This is a genomic window from uncultured Aggregatibacter sp. (assembly GCF_938046485.1).
Taxonomy (GTDB): domain Bacteria; phylum Pseudomonadota; class Gammaproteobacteria; order Enterobacterales; family Pasteurellaceae; genus Aggregatibacter.
This window is the reverse complement of record NZ_CALIWN010000079.1, coordinates 1-21,136: the sequence shown is the minus strand read 5'-3', so window position 1 is coordinate 21,136 and position 21,136 is coordinate 1. Positions and strand designations below refer to the sequence as shown.

At 43.6% G+C, this 21,136-nt stretch carries 22 protein-coding genes and 1 other RNA gene; 5 read left to right on the top strand and 18 right to left on the bottom strand.

Going from position 1 to position 21,136, the window contains the following annotated elements:
- Window positions 1–7: 7 nt before the first annotated feature.
- From mukF to htpX, 8 genes are all read right to left on the bottom strand, one after another.
- A complete protein-coding gene (mukF, locus tag Q0203_RS09565) occupies window positions 8–1,330 on the bottom strand; it encodes a chromosome partition protein MukF (RefSeq protein WP_297931918.1) in 1,323 nt (440 codons plus the stop codon).
- A 135-nt stretch (window positions 1,331–1,465) separates the two neighbouring features.
- On the bottom strand, window positions 1,466–2,344 hold the full coding sequence (locus Q0203_RS09560; protein WP_297931936.1) for a serine hydrolase: 879 nt from the start codon (window positions 2,342–2,344) through the stop codon (window positions 1,466–1,468).
- Window positions 2,345–2,432: 88 nt separating this feature from the next.
- Entirely contained in the window at window positions 2,433–3,887 is a 1,455-nt protein-coding gene (gene thiI / locus Q0203_RS09555) for a tRNA uracil 4-sulfurtransferase ThiI (RefSeq protein WP_297931916.1), read from the bottom strand.
- 93 nt (window positions 3,888–3,980) lie between these two features.
- Window positions 3,981–4,466, bottom strand: coding sequence for an NlpC/P60 family protein (locus tag Q0203_RS09550; RefSeq protein WP_021616245.1), 486 nt, complete (start codon window positions 4,464–4,466; stop codon window positions 3,981–3,983).
- A 60-nt stretch (window positions 4,467–4,526) separates the two neighbouring features.
- The gene (locus tag Q0203_RS09545) at window positions 4,527–4,823 is read right to left on the bottom strand and encodes an integration host factor subunit alpha (RefSeq protein WP_021616246.1); all 297 of its coding nucleotides are present in this window, start codon (window positions 4,821–4,823) and stop codon (window positions 4,527–4,529) included.
- Window positions 4,824–4,826: 3 nt separating this feature from the next.
- Complete coding sequence (gene pheT, locus Q0203_RS09540; protein WP_297931912.1) at window positions 4,827–7,217, bottom strand: phenylalanine--tRNA ligase subunit beta; 2,391 nt, start codon at window positions 7,215–7,217, stop codon at window positions 4,827–4,829.
- A gap of 19 nt (window positions 7,218–7,236) precedes the next feature.
- Window positions 7,237–8,226 (bottom strand): phenylalanine--tRNA ligase subunit alpha, encoded by a 990-nt coding sequence (gene pheS, locus Q0203_RS09535; RefSeq protein ID WP_212509625.1) that lies wholly within the window; start codon window positions 8,224–8,226, stop codon window positions 7,237–7,239.
- A gap of 242 nt (window positions 8,227–8,468) precedes the next feature.
- Window positions 8,469–9,338, bottom strand: a complete 870-nt coding sequence (htpX, locus tag Q0203_RS09530) for a protease HtpX (protein WP_297931908.1) — start codon at window positions 9,336–9,338, stop codon at window positions 8,469–8,471.
- On the opposite strand from htpX, the gene Q0203_RS09525 reads away from it, so the two are divergent.
- Window positions 9,328–9,495, top strand: coding sequence for a hypothetical protein (locus Q0203_RS09525; RefSeq protein ID WP_297931905.1), 168 nt, complete (start codon window positions 9,328–9,330; stop codon window positions 9,493–9,495). The two genes, htpX and Q0203_RS09525, sit on opposite strands and share 11 nt — an antisense overlap.
- 6 nt (window positions 9,496–9,501) lie before the next feature.
- Here the strand turns inward: Q0203_RS09525 and rnpB are convergent.
- Window positions 9,502–9,890, bottom strand: an RNA gene (rnpB, locus tag Q0203_RS09520) — RNase P RNA component class A.
- 123 nt (window positions 9,891–10,013) lie between these two features.
- Here rnpB and Q0203_RS09515 point away from each other — a divergent pair.
- Complete coding sequence (locus Q0203_RS09515; protein WP_297931903.1) at window positions 10,014–10,949, top strand: KpsF/GutQ family sugar isomerase; 936 nt, start codon at window positions 10,014–10,016, stop codon at window positions 10,947–10,949.
- On the top strand, window positions 10,949–11,503 hold the full coding sequence (locus Q0203_RS09510) for an HAD family hydrolase (protein WP_297931901.1): 555 nt from the start codon (window positions 10,949–10,951) through the stop codon (window positions 11,501–11,503). Before Q0203_RS09515 ends, Q0203_RS09510 begins: the two co-directional genes overlap by 1 nt.
- A gap of 102 nt (window positions 11,504–11,605) precedes the next feature.
- Here the strand turns inward: Q0203_RS09510 and dapB are convergent, their stop codons facing one another.
- From dapB to bcp, 9 genes are all read right to left on the bottom strand, one after another.
- Window positions 11,606–12,418, bottom strand: coding sequence for a 4-hydroxy-tetrahydrodipicolinate reductase (dapB, locus tag Q0203_RS09505; RefSeq protein WP_297931899.1), 813 nt, complete (start codon window positions 12,416–12,418; stop codon window positions 11,606–11,608).
- 18 nt (window positions 12,419–12,436) lie between these two features.
- Window positions 12,437–13,057 (bottom strand): LysE family transporter, encoded by a 621-nt coding sequence (locus Q0203_RS09500; protein WP_297931896.1) that lies wholly within the window; start codon window positions 13,055–13,057, stop codon window positions 12,437–12,439.
- A 7-nt stretch (window positions 13,058–13,064) separates the two neighbouring features.
- A complete protein-coding gene (locus tag Q0203_RS09495; RefSeq protein ID WP_297931895.1) occupies window positions 13,065–13,556 on the bottom strand; it encodes a phosphatidylglycerophosphatase A in 492 nt (163 codons plus the stop codon).
- A gap of 10 nt (window positions 13,557–13,566) precedes the next feature.
- A complete protein-coding gene (gene thiL / locus Q0203_RS09490) occupies window positions 13,567–14,559 on the bottom strand; it encodes a thiamine-phosphate kinase (protein WP_297931894.1) in 993 nt (330 codons plus the stop codon).
- A gap of 24 nt (window positions 14,560–14,583) precedes the next feature.
- On the bottom strand, window positions 14,584–15,009 hold the full coding sequence (gene nusB, locus Q0203_RS09485; protein ID WP_209362341.1) for a transcription antitermination factor NusB: 426 nt from the start codon (window positions 15,007–15,009) through the stop codon (window positions 14,584–14,586).
- A gap of 6 nt (window positions 15,010–15,015) precedes the next feature.
- A complete protein-coding gene (ribE, locus tag Q0203_RS09480; RefSeq protein WP_209362331.1) occupies window positions 15,016–15,489 on the bottom strand; it encodes a 6,7-dimethyl-8-ribityllumazine synthase in 474 nt (157 codons plus the stop codon).
- Window positions 15,490–15,959: 470 nt separating this feature from the next.
- Entirely contained in the window at window positions 15,960–16,847 is an 888-nt protein-coding gene (gene hflC / locus Q0203_RS09475; protein WP_297931891.1) for a protease modulator HflC, read from the bottom strand.
- Window positions 16,847–18,112: an FtsH protease activity modulator HflK gene (hflK, locus tag Q0203_RS09470; protein WP_297931889.1), complete on the bottom strand. Its 1,266-nt coding sequence runs from the start codon at window positions 18,110–18,112 to the stop codon at window positions 16,847–16,849. The genes hflC and hflK overlap by 1 nt, the downstream gene beginning before the upstream one ends.
- An 80-nt stretch (window positions 18,113–18,192) precedes the next feature.
- A complete protein-coding gene (gene bcp, locus Q0203_RS09465) occupies window positions 18,193–18,666 on the bottom strand; it encodes a thioredoxin-dependent thiol peroxidase (protein WP_297931888.1) in 474 nt (157 codons plus the stop codon).
- Window positions 18,667–18,804: 138 nt separating this feature from the next.
- Here bcp and dapA point away from each other — a divergent pair, with 138 nt between their 5' ends.
- The gene (gene dapA, locus Q0203_RS09460; RefSeq protein WP_297931886.1) at window positions 18,805–19,698 is read left to right on the top strand and encodes a 4-hydroxy-tetrahydrodipicolinate synthase; all 894 of its coding nucleotides are present in this window, start codon (window positions 18,805–18,807) and stop codon (window positions 19,696–19,698) included.
- 100 nt (window positions 19,699–19,798) lie between these two features.
- A complete protein-coding gene (gene bamC / locus Q0203_RS09455; RefSeq protein WP_297931884.1) occupies window positions 19,799–20,809 on the top strand; it encodes an outer membrane protein assembly factor BamC in 1,011 nt (336 codons plus the stop codon).
- Window positions 20,810–21,136: the final 327 nt, after the last annotated feature.

The following is a 21,136-nucleotide window of genomic DNA, read 5'->3' as shown; positions in this document are numbered from 1 at the left end:
CGCACTTTTAATATTTATCAATAATATGCGCCTGAACTTCGGCACCGTAATCGTTAATTTCTGCCCAGTGTGGATAGATACCTGCCAAGTCATCGCCGGCAATGCCTAAACGCACAGCCTGATCCACGATAATTCGCGCCACATCAAAATGTTGTGCCAATGGATAATTTTCTAATTGTTGCTTCAACACTAAACTTAAATTAATCGGGAGATTTTGTTCGCGGTAATCAATTAACAAGCCTTGCATGTGTTCGACGATTTTTTCGCGAATATCGGCTAAAGATTCAAATTGCAGTTCTTCCGGCAATTCGCCCAAGGCATCTTCTTCGCGTAGTGCTAATTCCTCATCGCGCAAATCAACTAAACGCTCTGCTTGCGCTGTCCACAAGAACCAAGGGTTGTCGAAATAATGATGAATAGAATTGCGTAAACGTTGGGAAAAGACACGATTTTTATCCATATCAATGGCGGTACGGATAAATTTATGCACGTGGCGGTCGTAGCCGATCCACAAGTCGATAGCTTGTTGTCCCCAACTGATAATACGGTCTAGCTTGGCTTGTAAATCAATGATTAATTGTTCGATAAAATACAATTCTTGGCGACCGATCACACAATCTTGAATACGCAATAACTGCGCCTGTAATTTATCACCGGCAGCATTTAAGGTGTCTTGAAGTTCCCGTAAATTGCCGGACGTTTCATCCAATAAATGCTCACAGCTGGAAATCGCCGCTTGCCAATCTTTGGTTAACAGGGCGGCGATATCTTCTTTAATGCTTTGTTGATGTTCATCCATTACACGTTGTGATAAATCAATGCTGTCAAAAATTTCTGCAACGGAATATTTCAACGGCGCAAACACATTGCGACGCCAATAATGCTCATCGCCATCTTCTTCGGCAGCCTCAGACGCACGTTGAATTTCATCGGCCACAATGGAAAGTTGAACAGAAAGACGTAAAGCAGAAAATTCACGTTGACGAATGTAATAATCAGAGACACCAACACCCAACGGCGTTAAGCGATAAATTGCCAATCCTTCGGTAAATTCACTGCTAAAACGGTTAAGAAAACGTTGTTTAACTAATTCATTAATGGTGTTATTCGCGCGAACCGTGATGGTTTCTTGAGATTGGTCAAAGGCATTCGAAATGTGTCGGAAAATATCAATTAAATCAGCTTCTAACATTTCGCCGTCAAAACGTTCATTATTATAGATGGCAATCGCCAATAGAAATGCCAATCGTTCTGTCGGTAAATTTAAAGAAAATTCACGTTCTTTCGCCCAAGAGACCAGTTCAGGAATGGTTTGTGATGTGTCAAGCATGAGGGATCTCACAACAGGTTAATTTCAACAAAAAATTGCGGGAATTATACAGGAATTTGCTTTTTCTAACAGCTTGAAAATGGAAAGTGCGGTCAAAAAAAGCCACGTTTTCACCACTCAGCAGATCAATGCTGATTATTCCGTCACCTTTTTGATCAAAGCGTCCATCCCTTCTTCATCATAGCCTTCTTCGTATTGCACATCCTCAACAAAATCACTGAGCACTTTATTATTTAATGCGGTGCAGCCGTATTTTTCCAGTTTATTCTTGGTGAAATTAGAACGCGAAGCGGAAGAGGCGTTATTCAGGCTTATCACACCAATGATGGCTTGATTACAAGGCACTTTATTGACGAATACCAAATTGTATCCTGATTCGCGGATGTAACCGGTTTTATTCACTGCCGCACTGAATATTTCATCCCGCACCAATTTGTTGGTATTTTTCACAAAAACACGGCGCTTTCCCGTGTTGATATGGGTTGAGGAAAGGTTGGAAAGGTAGTTAATTTCGGCTTTATTCAGCGAATATTTAGCCAATTTGACTAAATCCAACGCGCTGGACACATTGCCGGTAGATAACCCGGAACTGTCGCTAAAATGAGTGGATGTCATACCCAATGTTCGTGCCTTTTCATTCATTTTTTGAATAAATTGCACACGGCTCATACCTGCTGAACGGGATAATGCATGAGCGGCGTAATTATCAGAATGCACCAACATGGCTTTTAATAATTCATGACAGGCGATGGGAGTGCCTTTGGGTAAGGTCGTGTGCGTGCCTTTGATATGGTCGATATCCTCACCGGTAATGGACGTTGTGCAACGCGCATTTCGATTATGTTCTAGAAAGACAATCGCGGTCATCAACTTTGTCACAGAGGCGATAGGTTGCACGCTGTTTGGTTGGTGAGTTTCCAGCATTCGGTTATTGGTAAAATCATAGACAATATAAGACTGCGCCATGACCAAAGTCGGAAAGAAAAGCGCAGTGAAGAAAAGCGGTTTTAACATAATTCTCAAGCGTTTTTTGTATTTATCGACGGGATAGGCATGATAATATCTCATCAGTATCCCGCCATCCTTTAAAGTGCGGTCGATTTTAACGTGATTTTTTAAACACACTCACGTTATTAAATCCACTTTCTTTCAAATACAGCGCCTGCAATTTGCTCATTACGCCACGCTCACAATACAGCACATAATTCTTGCTTTGATCCAACTCGGCAAATTGACTGGAAAGTTTATAGAATGGCAGCAAAATCATTGCTTGATTTTCAATGTGCAACGGGTTTTCATCAATTTCTTCCGGGCTACGTATATCGATGATCACATCATTTTCACCCAACACAGACACGGCATTCACGGAAACGACGTCTTTCTCCGTTTGCTCGGCAATTTGGCGAATATCTAAATATTGCGCATTTTCCACCGCACTTTCCAACACGGCAAAATTGAAATTGCCTTCTTCTTGTTCAATTTTCGCTTTTATCGCTTTCACTGTCGGATTTTTGGAAATCACACCGCAAAATTCCGGCATGGATTTGGCAATATCATCGGTGCCGATATGTTTTGCCATGGCGATAATTTGTTCTTTGTCGTGTGTAATTAACGGGCGTAATACCAACACGTCGGCAGCTTCATCAATTAAACGCAAATTGGTTAAGGTTTGACTGGAAACCTGTCCTAGCGCCTCCCCTGTCACAATCGCTTGAATGTCAAAACGTTGCGCAATTTTGGACGCCGCCCGCACCATCATCCGTTTAAGCACCACGCCCATTTGCCCGTTATCCACGTTTTCCAGGATCTCACCCACCACGCCTTCAAAATTGATCGCCACGAAACGCACTTTGTGGGAACTGCCGTAACGTTGCCAAATGTGATACGCCATTTGTTTTACGCCAATTTCGTGTGCCGCACCGCCTAAATTAAAGAAGCAATAATGCACACGAGAACCACGGCGTAACAGCATATAACTAGACACGCCGGAGTCAAACCCGCCGGAAATGAGTGACAACACATCTTCCTGCGTGCCAATCGGATAACCGCCGATACCTTCATAACGAGCGCGAACCAACATCATTTTGTCGTCTTCAATTTCAATACGCACCGTCACATCCGGATTTTTCAGTTGCACTTTGGCGCTGGCAATATGTTGATTCAATCCGCCACCGATGTAACGCTCGGCTTCCAGTGAATTAAATTCATGTTTGCCTTTACGTTTCACACGTACGCAAAAAGTCTTATTTTCTAATTGGGATGCCACGTCTGACAGTGTTTGCTCAAAAATCTCATGCAAGTTCGCGAAGGGCTTCTCTTCCACTTGCAGAAAATGGTGAATGCCCGGAATGCGTTGTAATTGCTCGATAAGCATCGGTAAATTTGCGTCAATTTTCGACCGCACTTCGATGTAATCCCAATGCTTTATTACCGCGACTGTATCATCATTTTTTGTCAACACATTACGGATATTGCTGGTCAGAATTTTCACGAACCGTTTCCGCACGGATTCGCTTTTAATCATAATTTCAGGAAATAATTTGATAATAAATTTCATGTTGTACTACTTTCTTGTGATATAAACATGGCGAGTCTTACGACGAAGAGCTGTTCGCCCTGATCTGTTCGCGCTGGTGAGAAAAGCGGTATTTTAGATTCGTCTCGCTTGCCAATAGGTTTTTCGCCAGTAATCACTGTTTAAGGAAGAATAAACCACTCCGCCTTTTGTTGAGGCGTGCAAGAATTTGTCTTCTTTGACATAAATGCCGACATGATAGCCATTTGGCCCACGCCCGGTTTTAAAGAAAACCAAATCTCCGGTTTGAATATCTTCTTTTTCGATATATTGCCCATAATTGGCTTGCTCTTTAGTTTGACGAGGCAATTTTATGCCAAAGCGATCGAAAAACGTGGTCTGTACAAAACCGGAACAATCCACGCCCTTACGCCCCCGTCCACCAAGCACATAAGGCGTTCCCGCCCATTCATGTTGTTGTTCGCTTAATAAAGCAATCGCCATGATGGGATCGTTAATTTGCCCTTTGTAATTAAGCTTTGAAGACTGATAGCCGCTGCCGGAACAGGCACTTAACGCCAGTACGCAACCGCAAAACACTAAAGATTTTAAAATACGCATTGATGAGTGATCTCAAACTAAAAAGCTATCAACAAGAGGATTATTGATAGCTTATATTGATTAGGCTTTCGGTTTAACTTTTTCGACCCGATTGCGCAATTTTTGTCCCGGTTTAAATACCACAACACGGCGGGCAGAAACCGGCACGCTTTCACCGGTTTTTGGATTCCGTCCCGGGCGAGAGGCTTTATCGCGCAACTCAAAATTACCAAATCCGGATAATTTCACATCATTCCCTGTTTCTAACGCAACGCGAATTTCTTCAAAGAAACTTTCGACCAAATCCTTGGCTTCGCGTTTGCTGAAATGAAATTTCTCAATCAGATTCTCGGCGAGTTCTACTTTAGTTAATGTCATAGTTTAATCTCTCAAGTAAGCATTAAAACGTTGTTTTAACTCAGATAATACCGCTGAAATTACTGCGTTAATTTCATCTTCTTCAAGGGTTTTTTCATTGTCTTGAATTACGAGGCTTATCGCTAAGCTCTTATGACCTTCTGCGACGCCACTACCTTGGTAAACGTCAAATAAATTTACTTGCGTTAATTTATCACCGCCTGCAACACGACAAGCGTCTAATACATCGTCTGCCGCAACACTATCTGCAACCACAAGAGCTAAATCACGACGGTTCGCCGGGAAGCGGGAAATTTCTTTTGCTTTCGCAATATCACGACGAGAAATAGGCGCAATGGAAATTTCACACACAAATGCCTTGCCATTGATACCAATTTTTTGTGCAATCATCGGATGAAGTTGACCGATAAAACCAATTTCTTCACCGTCTAGCATAATCGCAGCAGATTGTCCCGGATGTAACGCTGTGTATGATTTTGCTACAAATTTTGCGCGATTTCCAGCAGAACTTAATGAAAGTAAGTTTTCAATATAACCTTTTAAATCATAGAAGTCGGCAGGTGCTGCTTTTTCGCTCCAGTGTTCATTTGCTTTCGAACCGGTCATTACTGCTGCAAAAACTTGTTCTTGGCGTATACCGAATTCGGCTTTTTCATCCGGTATAAAACGTAAACCAAATTCAAACAAACGCACACGATTTTGTTGACGATTTTGGTTATAACTTACTGCACCTAACAATCCGGTTAATAGCGAAACGCGCATCGCGGACATTTCAACAGAAATTGGGTTCGGTAGAATAAGCGGCTTAATTTCCGGATGTAACAAACTTTGAATTTTCGGATCGACAAAGCTATAAGTAATGGCTTCATAAAAATCGCAACTTACTAATGCTGCTTTGATTCGCGATAATTCAATATCCGATTCGCTATGCTCACGCATGCGCAAATGCGCTAACGGTGCATTATTTGGAATGCTGTTATAACCATAAATACGCGCCACTTCTTCAATTAAATCTTCTTCGATTTCAATATCAAAACGCCAAGATGGCGCAACCGCCGTCCAACTGTCGTTGGCGTAAGAAACCTGTAAACCAAGGCGTTGTAAGATATCGGTTACCGTTTCTGTTTCAATATGATGCCCAAGTAACGCATCTAATTTGTGACGTTGTAATGTGACTTGTTGACGTTTTGGTAAATGGGCTTCATTCGTCACTTCACAAATTTCACCGGCTTCACCACCGCAAATCTCTAATAAAAGTGCGGTCGCTCTTTCCATTGCTTTGCGTGGCAATTCGAAATCCACACCACGCTCAAAACGATGAGAAGAATCTGTATGCAAACCATATTGACGTGCGCGACCGGTAATCGCTAATGGCGCAAAAAATGCTGCTTCTAAAATCACATCTTTTGTGTTTTCTACATTCACACCACTGGCTTCACCACCGAAGATCCCCGCCATTGCCAATGCACCATTTTGGTCCGCAATCACTAAAGTGTTCGGTTGAAGTTTCGCTGTAGTGCCATCTAACAATACAAGCTCTTCATTTTCTTTCGCCATACGAACTTGTACCGGTTGTGCCACTTTTGCCATATCAAAAGCATGCATTGGTTGACCGAGTTCAAGCAAAATATAGTTCGTGACATCCACAATGGGATCGATAGAACGAATATCGCAACGGCGCAATTTTTCTTGTAACCACATTGGTGATTGCGCTTTAACGTTGACATTCTTAATCACACGTAATAAATAACGCGGGCAGGCTTCGGCAGCTTGAACATCAATTTGTACTTTATCGGCGATGGTCGGTTTAACCACATCAAAGTGCGGTGGATTTTCGTGAAGTTTATTCACCACAGCCAATTCACGCGCCACACCGGCTATGCTTAAACAGTCCGCACGGTTTGGCGTTAAGCTGATTTCGATAGCGCTGTCGTCTAATGTTAAATAATCGCGTAGATTGGTACCGATAGGCGCATCTTGTGGCAATTCGATAATGCCATTGGCATCAGATTCAATACCCAATTCGCTGAATGAGCAAAGCATGCCTTCGGAAGGTTGTCCGCGTAATTTGGTTTTCTTGATTTTGAAATCGCCCGGTAATTCAGCGCCCTCTACGGCACAAGCGACTTTTAATCCTTGACGGCAATTCGGTGCACCACACACGATGTCTAACAAACGCTCGCCGCCCACATTCACTTTGGTTACGCGTAATTTATCGGCATCAGGATGTTGAGCGCATTCCACCACTTCGCCCACCACAACACCCGTGAAATCACCGGCCACTTTTTCCACTCCGTCAACTTCCAAGCCTAACATGGTAATTTGTTCGCAAAGTTGTTCCGTAGAAATCGCCGGATTAACCCATTCGCGTACCCATTGTTCACTAAATTTCATACTTATCTCTCACTCAAAATTATTTAAACTGTTTCAAAAAGCGTAAATCATTCTCGAAGAATGAACGTAAATCTGTGACGTTGTAGCGTAACATGGTTAAACGCTCTACCCCCATGCCCACTGCGAAGCCAGAGTATTCATTTGGGTCAATACCAACATTGCGTAAAACATTTGGGTGTACCATGCCGCAACCCAACACTTCTAACCATTTACCGTTTTTACCCATGACATCCACTTCGGCAGAAGGTTCGGTGAATGGGAAGTAAGACGGACGGAAACGCACTTGCAAGTCTTCTTCAAAGAAAGCGCGTAAGAAATCGTGCAGTAAGCCTTTTAATTCAGTGAAATTGGCGTGTTTATCCACATACAATAATTCGATTTGATGGAACATTGGCGTGTGGGTTTGGTCGTAATCGTTACGATACACGCGCCCCGGCGCCATAATGCGAATTGGCGGTTGTTGTTTTTGCATGGTGCGAATTTGCACACCGGAAGTTTGCGTTCTTAACAATAATTCAGGATTAAACCAGAACGTATCGTGATCGGCACGCGCCGGGTGATGTTTAGGAATATTTAAGGCATCAAAATTGTAATAATCGCTTTCGATTTCAGGGCCGGATTCCACAGAAAACCCGAGTTCAGAGAAGAATTTGGTCACGCGCTCAATGGTAATAGAAACCGGATGTAAACAGCCCATTTCCACTTTGCGTCCCGGTAAACTCACATCAATACGTTCATTTTCTAATTGTGCATTTAATAGAGCTTGTTCCCATTCTGCTTTTTTCGCATTTAAGAAATCTAATGCCGCTTGTTTAGCTTCGTTAATTTTCGCGCCCATTGCCGGACGTTCTTCCGCCGCCACATTGCGCAATTCTTGCATTAATTGGGTAAAATGACCCTTCTTACCAAAATATTCCACGCGAATTTCATCAAGCGCTGCAAGGCTTTTATCTTCAATGTTGTCTATGGCATGTCTTGCTTTATCCACAAGCTCTTTAAGATGCTGCATAAATATCCTCTGTGATGATTAATTTATCTAAAATTTTGTCAATAATAATACTAACTGTTTAGAAAATCACGCAATTTATCTATGACCGCGGAAATTATTCTGTAATAAAACGAAGATTTATCGAGAAAAATGACCGCACTTTATTCTTCCGTTTGCCTTTCGACTGAAACTTTTCAGCCATTTTCTTTGGATAAAAAAATAGAGGCTTAAAAAAGCCTCTATTTATTAAAGATAAATTTTACTTAAGGTAATTGTTGCAATGCTTCAATCCGTTTTTCCAACGGCGGGTGGCTTAAGAACAATTCTGTTAAGCCGCCACCACGTTTACCGTTAATGGCAAATGCTGCCAAGGTGGAACCTTCCAGCTCTTCCGGCTCATGCAAGTTTTGTAAGCGTTTTAGCGCATCAATCATTTTTTGCTTACCCACTAAATTCGCTGAACCCGCATCTGCTCTGAATTCGCGTTGGCGGGAGAACCACATGGCGATCATGCTTGCCAAGAAACCAAATACGATTTCAAGCACCATCGAAACTAAGAAATAGATCCCGGAATTGCTCGAACTTTCACTGCCCTGATTGCGGGAGTTCGCCACCACGTTTGCAATGATACGTGATAAGAAAATCACGAAAGTATTCAGCACACCTTGCAATAACGCCATGGTCACCATATCGCCGTTTTTAATGTGGCTCACTTCGTGCGCTAAGACTGCTTCGGCTTCGCCACGGGTCATTTTATTTAACAATCCGGTACTCACCGCCACTAATGAATTGTTTTTGCTTGCGCCGGTGGCAAACGCATTCACATCCGCAGAATGGTAAATCGCGACTTCCGGGCGCGGTAAACCTGCACGATCCGCTTGTGAATATACAGTGTCCAATAACCAACGTTCTGTTTCATTGCGCGGTTGTTGAATCACTTCAGCACCCACAGAACGAATTGCCATGGTCTTGGACATCAATAGAGAAATAATAGAACCCGCAAAACCAAATAATGCGGCAAACAGCATTAAACCGCTCGCATCACGAGATTGAATGCCGGTTAACGATAAAATGATGTTAAAAACCAACAATACTGCCATGTTGGTGGCAAGGAAAAGTAAAATGCGCATCATCGATGAAAAACTCCTAAATGAAACAGTAATAAAAACACGCTTGGCTATAATGGCGACAAAAAAAGGAAAATCAAGTATGCCAATGAATTCAATGAGAAAAAATGTTGTTTTATTGGAAAAAGAGAAAAGTGCGGTGGATTTTGACGATGTTTTTTGAAAAGAAAAAGGGAGTTGGTCGATAAGCCGGGTTCTGTCATGGACAATCATTCATCTAGGCGCATATTTACACATACGCTCAAGCAACCTACCCGAATCCTGAACGGGCCATTCATTGGATTCCTATTTGGTCTTGCTACGAGTGGAGTTTACCCTGCTACCAACCGTTACCGGCGGCACGGTGCGCTCTTACCGCACCCTTTCACCCTTACCTGATCCCTTGCGGGCCATCGGCGGTTTGCTCTCTGCTGCACTTGTCGTAGGCTCTCGCCTCCCGGACGTTATCCGGCACTCTGCCCTGTGTAGCCCGGACTTTCCTCCCGCCTACTTGTCCCCCAGTTTACGCTTTCGCGATGTTAGAGGCTTCAATAGACCGGCGATTGCCTGACCAACTCAGGCGCGCAGTATAGCTTAAATTCAAGGTGAAATATAGTGTTAAGTAAAAAGTTGGGCTAAAATGAACGCCACAAAAACAGGCCTAAAAAAACACCGCACTTTTGTGCCAATAAGGAAACTTCAATGGATTATTTACAAATTGCCCGAGAAACACTGGGCGTTGAAGAAAAAGCCCTCGGTCAACTCAGCGAAAAATTAGACGACACTTTCACACAGGTCGTCGATTTAATTCTAAATTGCAAAGGACGCTTAGTGATCGGTGGTATCGGAAAATCCGGTTTAGTGGGCAAAAAAATGGTCGCTACCTTTGCCTCCACCGGCACACCGAGTTTTTTCCTGCATCCTACGGAAGCCTTTCACGGCGATTTAGGTATGCTGAAACCCATTGATGTGGTGATGCTCATTTCCTACAGCGGCGAAACTGATGATGTCAACAAACTCATTCCAAGCCTAAAAAACTTCGGCAACAAAATCATTGCGCTCACTTCTAATAAAAATTCTACGTTAGCGCGCCATGCAGATTATGTGTTGGACATTAGCGTAGAACGAGAAGTCTGCCCGAATAATCTTGCCCCGACCACTTCCGTGGTTGTGACCATGGCATTAGGTGATGCATTGGCTGTTTGTTTAATTCGTGCCCGCGATTTCCAACCGGAAGATTTTGCAAAATTCCATCCGGGTGGCAGCTTAGGTCGCCGTTTGTTATGTCGTGTCAAAGATCAAATGCAAACCCGCTTACCGATCGCTACGTTGAATACCTCATTCACTGATTGCTTAACCATTATGAACGAAGGTCGTATGGGCGTAGCGTTGGTGATGGAGCAACAGCAATTACGTGGCATCATCACCGATGGTGATATTCGTCGTGCATTAACGGCCAACGGTGCCAACACACTAAGCAAAACCGCACAGGAATTGATGACCTCTCATCCAAAAACCATTCATCAGGATACCTATTTGTCTGAAGCGGAAAATTATATGAAAGCGCACAAAATTCATTCTTTGGTTGTGGTGGATGATGCGCAAAATGTGGTGGGATTAGTGGAGTTCTCAAGCTAATGACAACAGAATTACAAGAAAAATTAAAACAGGTGAAATTCGTTATCACCGACGTGGATGGCGTATTAACAGACGGTTTACTGCACTACGATGCTAACGGCGAAGCGCTCAAAAGTTTCCATGTGCGCGATGGTTTAGGTATTCGGATGTTGATGGAAGCCGGCATTCAAGTCGCCGTGTTATCCGGACGTGATTCGGCAATTTTGCGCAAACGCATTGCCGATTTAGGCATTAAACTCGCTTTTTTAGGCAAACTGGAAAAAGAAAGCGCCTGTTTTGGATTATGCCGCCAAGCCGGTGTTGCACCGGAGCAAACGGCTTACATTGGCGATGACAGCGTTGATCTCCCTGCCTTTGCTGTGTGTGGACTTTCCTTCGCGGTTGCCGATGCCCCTGAATACGTCAAAAACTGCGCCGATTACACCTTAGGCTTAGGCGGTGGCAAAGGCGCCTTCCGTGAAATGTCCGATCTGATTCTCAATGCCCAAGGCAAAGCGGAAATTTACAATTCAGCTCAAGGATTTTTGAAGACGGCGAAAAAGATGGCGCAGTAAAAACGCCGAGGAAAACGACCGCACTTTAAGCCCTTCTTTCAAGTGAAGCCATTCTCTCAAAATTCTCAAAGTGCGGTTCAATTATGCGTTTTTTTTCTTAGCTTATAAATTATTTAAGTCCAACACATCCGTCATATCAAACAAGCCTTGGTCTTTTCCTTCAAGCCATTTCGCCGCACGCACGGCGCCGTTCGCAAAGGTCATACGGCTGGAAGCTTTGTGAGCAATTTCAACGCGTTCTCCGATGTCGGCAAACCAAACGCTATGTTCGCCAACTACATCAGAAGCGCGGATCGTTGAAAAACCGATTTCATCTCGTTTGCGCTCACCGATAATGCCATCACGGCAAAATACGCCGTGGGTTTTCAAATCACGTCCTAGCGTTTTAGCGATGTGCTCGCCCATGGAAAGTGCAGTGCCGGACGGTGCGTCCACTTTATGACGATGGTGTGCTTCAATGATTTCGATGTCGCAATAATCGCCCATCACTTTGGCGGCTTTTTCCAATAATTTGAACACCAGATTCACGCCCACGCTGAAGTTAGAGGCAAACACAACACCAATATGCTCCGAAGCAGCTTTAATCGCGGCTTTGCCCGCGTCATCAAAACCTGTTGTGCCGATAACGATGTTTTTCTGATTCGCCACACAAAACGCCAAATGTTCTAAGGTGCCTTCCGGACGGGTGAAATCAATAAGCACATCAAATTGTTCTTTGACGGCATTTAAATCATCGCCCACCTGAATGCCTAAGAGACCAATACCCGCCAACTCACCGGCATCTGCCCCCACCAATGAGGAACCTTTACGCTCAAATGCCGCACCTAATACCACGCCTTCTGCGTTCTGTACTGCTTGAATCAACTGGCGCCCCATGCGTCCGCCTGCGCCTACGATTGCAATTCTTAAAGCCATAATCTTCTCCGATTTAAACTAACTCATGATATTCAACGCACCACTGTAAATTAAATAGGCGCCGAACAGAATAAAAATCACGCCTGACGCGTTGTCTATATAGCGACTATATCGGCTATAGAAACGTTTTGCAAAGGGACGCGAAAATAAGAGGGAAATCACATAGAAATAAACAAAGGTTTCTATCGTGATAATCAAAAGTGCGGTCAACATTTGCCGCGTTTCAGTGATGTTGACGAGGACAAAAGACATCACGCTACTGAAATAAATCACCACTTTGGCATTGGATAAATTCACCAACAAACCTTTGATGATTTCATTTTTAGACGCCGTGTTTTGTACCAAATTGGTTTCATCAAATACCGCATTGGTTGTGACTCGAGCCATTTTCACACCCAGATAAAACAAATAGCTACCGCCCAATGCCATGACAATGCCCTGCAACGCTGGTATCGTTTTAAACACAATCGCTAAACCTAACACTGCAGCCGTCGCCCAAATGGTGACACCAATCGTAATGCCAATCACACCATAAATTGCCGTTCGCCGGGAATGTATTGCCGCAGCTCGGCTGACATAAAAGAAATCAGGGCCGGGCGAAAGTAATCCCACTAAATGGACGAACATTAAATGTAACATGATGTGGCTAGATAAAATGCGCTAAGGCAAGAATGACGAGAATGCTATAACCTGCCGCCAAAATATCATCCACCATAATGCCGAAGCCATTGGTGAGTTTCTCATCAAAATAGCGAATCGGATAAGGTTTTAAAATATCAAACAGGCGGAAGGTCACAAACGCAATGGTGCACCAAAATAAGGACACGTGCGGCACGGCTAACAACACCAAGAAAACGGCGACAATTTCATCCCACACAATGCTGCCATGATCGTGTACGCCCATGTCGTGGCTGGTGCGTTCACATAACCAAATGCCGAGAAAGAAACAAAGTGCGGTCAAGATAAAAAACGTTTTTGAACCAAGCCAAGGCAATAATAATGCGCCAACGATCACGCCCACCAGACTGCCCCAAGTACCGGGCGCCGGATGCAATAAACCGGAGCCGAAACCCAATGCGAGAAAATGAATAGGATTACGCAATGTCACCCGTTCAAGGGGATTTTGTGGTGCAGTCATAATTAAAGACCTATTTAAAATGATCGAAACCGCCAGCGAATTCGACTTCTACCCGTTGACCATGGCGTTGGAATTGAATGCGATTTTTATTTTTAGGGTGAATCGCACGAATTTGTCCAATGCAAGTATAGTTCACGCCAATATGCGCCAATGCCTTAGCTAATTTGGCTTTGTTGCTATCCGGCACAGTAAAACAAAGTTCGTAATCTTCGCCGCCACTCAAAGCATATTGTTCCGCCTGTGCCAAACCAAATTCACTGACTAATTCAGCCGATAGCGGCAATTTATCTAACTCAATTACCGCACCACATTGGCTACGTTCTAAAATGTGCGTCAAATCCGCCACACAACCATCAGAAATATCAATCGCTGAACTGGCTAAGCGTGTTAAAGAAAGCGCCATGCCCAGCAACACTCTCGGCGTTGGACGCAGATGACGATGAATCAGAAATTCTTGTGCAGCATTCACCGCACTTTTACCTTGCAATAAATAAGACAATCCGCCTGCACTATCGCCCAAGGTGCCGGATACATAGATCCAATCGCCAACATTGGCATTGTGGCGACACAGTGCTTTATCTTTCGCAATAATGCCTTGCGCGGTAATGGTAATGCTTAACGGGCCTTTGGTCGTATCTCCGCCAATGAGATCCACGTTATAGTGATCGAGAATCGAAAAAAAACTCTCACTAAATTCCGTCAACCATGCATGATCGATATTGGGTATCGTCAAGGCTAAGGACATCCAAGCCGGTTCTGCGCCCATCGCCGCAAGATCACTCAAATTACTCGCCACGGCTTTATAAGCCAAATCCGCAGGTCGGATACTCGGTAAAAAATGCACGCCTTCAACCATCGTGTCTGTTGTAATGGCGAGGTGTTGATTTCGATTCAGTTCGGTAACGGCACAATCATCACCGACCGAAAGGAGGACATCTTTGCGAGGCGCACGCTTAGAGGCAGTAAAATAACGTTGAATAATATCAAACTCCCCTTCTCTCATTGCGCCTCCCTGTCTCAATGAAAATTAACGTCGTACGAGTGGTGCAATTTTATCCAATACACCATTAATGTATTTATGACTTTCGTCTGCACCGAACACTTTGGCAACTTCAATCGCCTCGTTGATTACCACTTTATACGGCACATCCACCTCAAATTGCAGCTCATACACCGCTAAACGCAAAACGGCTTTCTCAACCGGATCTAATTCCGCTAAACTACGATCCAAATAGCCTTGCATGGTACGTTCCACCGCCTCTACATTCTCTACGGTTTGGCGAAATAATTTACGGAAATACGGGGTATCTACGCCCTTCATGTCTTGTTCGGTCATGAAGTTAAGTTCGATGATTTCCGGTGAGTTCTGCGAAATTGCCCAAGAATATAGGGCTTGTACGGCACATTCACGGGCACGGCGACGAGGAGAAATTTTTTTCACTTGTTCGGTCATCGTAAGTTACACCGCCTGAATTTGATTTAAAAGATTCACCATTTCTAACGCAACCAATGCGGCCTCTGCGCCTTTATTACCGGCTTTTGTACCGGCACGTTCAATGGCTTGTTCAATGTTTTCTGTCGTCAATACGCCAAATGCCACCGGAATGTCAGATTCCATCGCCACTTTGCCTAAACCACTGCTGGCTTCGCCTGCCACATATTCAAAGTGTGCTGTGCCACCACGAATCACCGTGCCTAATGCAACGATGGCATCAAATTTTTTGCTTTCCGCTAATCGACGGGCAACTAATGGCAATTCATACGCGCCCGGCACGCGAACCAACGTAATATTTTCATCTTTTACTTGACCGATGCGTTTCAACGCATCCAATGCGCCTTCCAAAAGGCTTTCATTAATAAAGCTGTTAAAACGCCCAATAACCACAGCGATTTTTGCATTTGGTGCAGCAATCTGCCCCTCTAAAATGTTCATATACTTTCCTACATTGTCGTAATAAAAAATTGCGTGCGGATTCTAGCATAGAATTCATTTATCGGCAGTAAGAAAAGCCAAAGTGCGGTTAAAAAACAGCGAGGATTTTATTCATATCACTATTTTAGTAAATCGTAGCGTGCAACTTGTTGCACGAAATCATGAATGCCTGAAAGGGTTAAATAACGTACCGTGCGTGGTTTGGTCGTGCATCAAGATGCACGCTACGCATGAAATCGTGAATTACGTATCGAGGTTAATCATTCGTGCAACAAGTTGCACGCTACGAGGGAGGACTCCATACGCATCGCGTATGGTTTTTATAGTCAGACTTTGGCTGACTATAATAAAAGTGCGGTGAGATTCTGAAAAATTTTCAAAAATCTCACCGCACTTTTTTATTATTTACGTAAGCCGCCCTTTATTTTTGGAGGTATCTGCACAATGTTGGGCGGCGATTTTATGTTTGATTATTTACTTGGCGATTGCATAAAACGGAAGAAATCACTGTCCGGTTTAAGAATTAACAAGTTATCGGAATTAGCAAAGCTGCTTTCATAGGCTTTAAGGCTACGAATGAAACTATAAAATTCCGGTTCGCTACCAAACGCCTCCGCAAAGATCTTCGCGGCAGTGGCATCCCCTTCCCCGCGTAATTCTTGGGCAGTTTTTTCTGCATTGGCGATAATCAACGTCACTTTACGATCCACGTCTGCTTGAATAAATGCGGCTTTTTCTTTACCTTGCGAACGGTGTTCACGAGCAACTGCATCACGTTCTGCACGCATCCGTTGATAAATGGAAGAAGAGACTTCATCCGGCAAGTTAATTTGCTTAATTCGCACATCAAGCACTTCAATGCCTAGCTCGGCTGTGCTGTCTTGTCCGCTATTTAACGCCTTTTTCGCCCCTTCCATGAGTTCGCCTCGTGTGCCGGAGACAATGTCTTTGATCGTGCGTGAACCAATTTCAGAACGCAACCGGTCATTGACTTTACGACGCAGTAAATTCGCGGCTTGTGCATAGTCGCCACCACCGGTAGAGGTGAAGAAACGACCGAAGTCATTAATACGCCATTTTACATAGGAATCCACCAACAAGTCTTTTTTCTCTACGGTCACAAAGCGATCTGCTTGTCCGTCTAAGGTTTGCAGGCGCGCATCAAGCACCTTAATGTTGTCAATAAATGGGATCTTAAAATGTAACCCCGGCGTATAAATAGCCACTTTGTTGTCGGCATCGCGTTGTACTTTGCCAAAGCGTAACATAATGCCTCGCGTGCCTTCGGTGACAACCACAATGCTGGAATACACCAAAGCAATCATAATAAAAATGATCGGTAATACAAATTTACGCATTAGTAAGTTCTCCCTTGACGGCCATTATCTCCTCTTGATTCCACCGGTCTGAGCGTTGTTGTTTGTTCGTGTGGACGAGAAACATTGCTGGAATTGACCGCACTTTGTTGTGTCTCATGTATTTCATTCGCACTCTGACTATTTGAAGGAACGTTAGAGACTTTTCCTTTCAATAATTGCTCCAACGGTAGTACGGTTAAATTATTGCCGCTACCGCTATCTAGCATCACTTTCGGCGTATTCGCCATCACTTTTTCCATGGATTGAATATACAAGCGCTCGCGGAAAACTTCCGGTGCCGCTTTAAATTCCGCTAAAAGCGGTTGGAAACGCTCAACTTCCCCTTTAGCATCTAAGACGACACGATCTTTATACGCAGTCGCCTCTTCCAAAATACGCTGAGCATTACCACGCGCAATCGGCTCTTTCTCACGAGCATAGGCTTCTGCTTCACGAATGTAACGCTGCTCGTCTTCTTGGGCTTTAATCGCATCGTCAAAGGCATCTTTTACTTCTTCCGGCGGACGGGCAGACTGGAAGTTCACATCAATCACTTCTAATCCCATGTTATATGGCTCAATGATCTGATTTAATGCCTTCCAAGTATTTTCACGCACCACTGAACGACCGGTCGTTAAAATATCGTTCATCGTCATGTGCCCAATTACGTAACGCAATGCGCTGTCTGTCGCTTGATTCAAGCTATCATTGGCGTTGACGGCACTAAATAAATATTTCGCCGGATCTTGAATACGATACTGCACGGTCATTTCGACTTTGACCATATTTTCATCTTGCGTCAGCATGGCGCCTTGGGTTTTTAATTCCAATACTCGTTCCACGTTCACCGGAATGACGCGATCAATAAACGTCGGTTTCCAGTTTAAGCCAGGTTGTTCAATGGAATGAAAATGCCCTAAACGCAAGACAACCCCACGTTCAGCTTCTTTGACCGTATAAAAACCGCTAGCTCCCCATAAAATGACACCTGCCGCAATGGCAATCGGCAACAGCTTACCAACGCCCCCGGAAAAGGCGTTTGATGAATTCGTATTATTTGCACCGCTCTTGCCGCTTAATTTTTTCAATAAATTATTGAAAATATCCTCTAAATCCGGTGGGGATTGTTGATTGTCTTTTTGTGAATTGGAAGAACGATCCCAATTCGAGCGGCCTTCATTTTGGTCGGACGTGTTATTCTCCGATGATTGCCCGTTTTGCTTTGGTTTGCTCCAAGGATCTTGATCCGAACCATTTAACGACATTGTTTTCTCCGTTTGTCAAAAAATTGTTACAAGTCTAAACAAAATCTGATGTTAAGTCTAATAATGATGGTTTGATTTTATTACTCATGCGAAGTCAGGTAATGTAGTATCACGTCGTGATGATCCGTTGTTTTGAATTTATCAAAAACCTGTTCAATTTTTCCCTGCTCATCAATTAAAAAACTGACGCGATGAATGCCATCAAATGTGCGTCCCATAAATTTCTTTTCTCCCCACACACCGAATTGTTCGGCGACTTCGTGGGTTTCATCTGATAATAGCATGAAATTTAACGCTTTTTTATCGGCAAATTGCGCTAATTTCTGTGGCTTATCCGGACTGATGCCTAAAATAATAAGATTAAATTTATCCAATTCGGCTTTGCTATCACGTAAGCCGCAAGCTTGTGTTGTACATCCGGGCGTTAAGGCTTTCGGATAAAAATAAACTAGCACTTTCTTTCCACGAAATTGCGCTAAAGAAACCGGCTCACCATTTTGATTTAATAATGTAAATAATGGTGCATCATCACCTCTGTTTAATTGCTTTAACACCGGGGTTAACTCCTCTAAAAAATAAAAAAATTGCTTGCAAATTATGGCTATTTTAGCGATCTTAAGCGAACCTTAGCAAGCAGCCCTCATCTTTCATACTTAATTAGCATAATAGAATAACAATAATCGGAGGCTTTTATGTCAAATGCGCCTTTACTACAAGGCAGTATCGTTGCCTTGGTCACACCAATGAATAATCATGGCGAAGTGGATTTTGAAAACTTAAAACAACTGGTTGAATATCACGTTCAAGCCGGTACGGATGCTATCGTTTCTGTAGGAACCACCGGCGAGTCAGCGACATTAAGCATTGAAGAAAATGTTAAAGTGATCTTAAAAACCGTTGAATTTGCTGCCGGCCGAATTCCGGTTATTGCAGGCACCGGTGCCAACGCTACCAGCGAAGCTGTGACCATGACGAAATTATTAAATAACAGTGGCATCGTGGGGTGTTTATCTGTCGTGCCTTACTACAATAAACCAACGCAAGAAGGTATGTATCAACATTTCAAAGCCATTGCTGAATGCACGGATATTCCTCAAATTCTTTATAACGTTCCCGGCAGAACCGGCAGCGACTTGCTCCCTGAAACCGTGGGGCGATTATCTGCGATTCCGAATATCATTGGCATCAAAGAAGCAACCGGCGACATTAGCCGCGTGCAAAAGATTAAACAACTTGCCGGAAAAGATTTCTTCGTCTTTAGTGGCGATGACGCTTCCTGTTTAGAAGCCATGAAATTAGGGGCAGAAGGGGTTATTTCCGTTACCTCTAACGTTGCCCCCAAAGCCATGGCTGAAATGTGTCGCTTAGCCCGCCAAGGTCACTTTAGCGAAGCGGAAACCGTTAACCAACGTTTAATGCCGTTACACAAAAACTTATTTATTGAATCCAACCCAATTCCGGTGAAATGGGCATGCTATAAACTGGGTCTGATTGCCGATCCAACATTGCGTTTGCCACTTACCCTACTCAGTGAATCCGCCCAACCTGTTGTGCTAGATGCATTAAACTTTGCCGGATTACGCTAAAATATACGCTCAAGGCCGTCATCAGGCCTTGAACGCCTTTATGATTTATCTGTCCAAAACAGACGTTTAACTTTTCAGTTGTCATAATCAAGGATAATTTATGAAAAAATGGCTATTAACGGTTGCCGTGATTTCTACGCTAACCGCCTGCTCTGCAAGCAATGAAAGCAAACAACAAGCTGGAGATACCTACCAAAAATCCAATGTGGACTTACCTCGCCTTAATCCGCTTGCCAGCGGCGGTGTTAAGTTACCGACTGCCAGCACAGAATATCAATTGCCACAGATTAAAGTGAACAAAGATGATAAGGTCGATATTCGCCCACCGTCTATTCCCTTAGCCATCATTCATGATTCCATTACACGATTTGATGGCGAACGCGCGCTTATTGCCTATACGTCGGATCAGCAAAAGATTTACAATTTAAAACAAATTGAACGCCTACTCAAAGAGCAAAATATCCAATACACACGAGATAATGGAAAACTGCTCACTGATTGGGCTTCCACCGGGCGAAGCGATGATTTGAAAAACACGCAAATTCGCTATCAAATTGAAGAAGTCGATACGGAACAAGCCGCAGCGTTGATGGTTTCTGTTTTGCAAATGAAACGCAATGAGACCATTTACACGCCTTCCATTACGGATAAACAACGGTATGCCTCTGATCGCCTAAATCAACTTATCGGCGAATTAAATGCAGCCTACCAAAAACAACAACAGGATCTGAGTGCATCTACCACTGCGCCTATCGCCTCGCATATCGCAACGGATACCAATGGCAGAACTGCACTCATTCTGTCCGCAGCGTTTGATGCTGCATGGGAAAAATTAGGCGAGACACTCCCAAAACTTGGGTTTGAAATCAAAAAAGACATGAGCGCTCGCGGAATTCGAGAGCTTTATTACAAACCATTATCGCAAAAAGCCTGGCAGCAAATTAGCTCGCAAGCATTACCTAATCTAGGCAAAGGCAGCTATCAAATGCAACTTGCCGCGTTGAATAAACAACAAAGTGCGGTCGTGATTTCAGAAGAAAAAAAATCAGCACTGGCAAATGAACAAGCGCAAATTATTTATCAATCACTTCAACGTTTACTCAATCAATAACAATCCGCACGTAAAACGTGCGGTTTTAAATTCCCCTATTAAGCTAAGCGCCTCTACTTCACAAGCTCCTCAAGGAGCTTGTGAAAATTGGCAATCTTGCCTATTTTTTAGTGAATCGTAGCGTGCAACTTGTTGCACGAAATCGTGAATGCCCAAAAAGGTTAAATAACGTTCTGTGCGTGATTTGGTCGTGCATCAAGATGAACGCTACGCATGAAATCATGAATTACACATCGAGGTTAATTATTCGTGCTAAAGGAGCTTGTGAAAACTGGCAATCTTGCCTATTTTTTAGTGAATCGTAGCGTGCAACTTGTTGCACGAAAT

Bases quoted from the DNA above. Each gene is read 5' to 3' on its own strand.
- mukF (WP_297931918.1), bottom strand. From the start codon at position 1,330: ATGCTTGACACATCACAAACCATTCCTGAACTGGTCTCTTGGGCGAAA.
- Q0203_RS09560 (WP_297931936.1), bottom strand. From the start codon at position 2,344: ATGTTAAAACCGCTTTTCTTCACTGCGCTTTTCTTTCCGACTTTGGTC.
- thiI (WP_297931916.1), bottom strand. From the start codon at position 3,887: ATGAAATTTATTATCAAATTATTTCCTGAAATTATGATTAAAAGCGAA.
- Q0203_RS09550 (WP_021616245.1), bottom strand. From the start codon at position 4,466: ATGCGTATTTTAAAATCTTTAGTGTTTTGCGGTTGCGTACTGGCGTTA.
- Q0203_RS09545 (WP_021616246.1), bottom strand. From the start codon at position 4,823: ATGACATTAACTAAAGTAGAACTCGCCGAGAATCTGATTGAGAAATTT.
- pheT (WP_297931912.1), bottom strand. From the start codon at position 7,217: ATGAAATTTAGTGAACAATGGGTACGCGAATGGGTTAATCCGGCGATT.
- pheS (WP_212509625.1), bottom strand. From the start codon at position 8,226: ATGCAGCATCTTAAAGAGCTTGTGGATAAAGCAAGACATGCCATAGAC.
- Q0203_RS09525 (WP_297931905.1), top strand. From the start codon at position 9,328: ATGCGCATCATCGATGAAAAACTCCTAAATGAAACAGTAATAAAAACA.
- htpX (WP_297931908.1), bottom strand. From the start codon at position 9,338: ATGATGCGCATTTTACTTTTCCTTGCCACCAACATGGCAGTATTGTTG.
- Q0203_RS09515 (WP_297931903.1), top strand. From the start codon at position 10,014: ATGGATTATTTACAAATTGCCCGAGAAACACTGGGCGTTGAAGAAAAA.
- Q0203_RS09510 (WP_297931901.1), top strand. From the start codon at position 10,949: ATGACAACAGAATTACAAGAAAAATTAAAACAGGTGAAATTCGTTATC.
- dapB (WP_297931899.1), bottom strand. From the start codon at position 12,418: ATGGCTTTAAGAATTGCAATCGTAGGCGCAGGCGGACGCATGGGGCGC.
- Q0203_RS09500 (WP_297931896.1), bottom strand. From the start codon at position 13,057: ATGTTACATTTAATGTTCGTCCATTTAGTGGGATTACTTTCGCCCGGC.
- Q0203_RS09495 (WP_297931895.1), bottom strand. From the start codon at position 13,556: ATGACTGCACCACAAAATCCCCTTGAACGGGTGACATTGCGTAATCCT.
- thiL (WP_297931894.1), bottom strand. From the start codon at position 14,559: ATGAGAGAAGGGGAGTTTGATATTATTCAACGTTATTTTACTGCCTCT.
- nusB (WP_209362341.1), bottom strand. From the start codon at position 15,009: ATGACCGAACAAGTGAAAAAAATTTCTCCTCGTCGCCGTGCCCGTGAA.
- ribE (WP_209362331.1), bottom strand. From the start codon at position 15,489: ATGAACATTTTAGAGGGGCAGATTGCTGCACCAAATGCAAAAATCGCT.
- hflC (WP_297931891.1), bottom strand. From the start codon at position 16,847: ATGCGTAAATTTGTATTACCGATCATTTTTATTATGATTGCTTTGGTG.
- hflK (WP_297931889.1), bottom strand. From the start codon at position 18,112: ATGTCGTTAAATGGTTCGGATCAAGATCCTTGGAGCAAACCAAAGCAA.
- dapA (WP_297931886.1), top strand. From the start codon at position 18,805: ATGTCAAATGCGCCTTTACTACAAGGCAGTATCGTTGCCTTGGTCACA.
- bamC (WP_297931884.1), top strand. From the start codon at position 19,799: ATGAAAAAATGGCTATTAACGGTTGCCGTGATTTCTACGCTAACCGCC.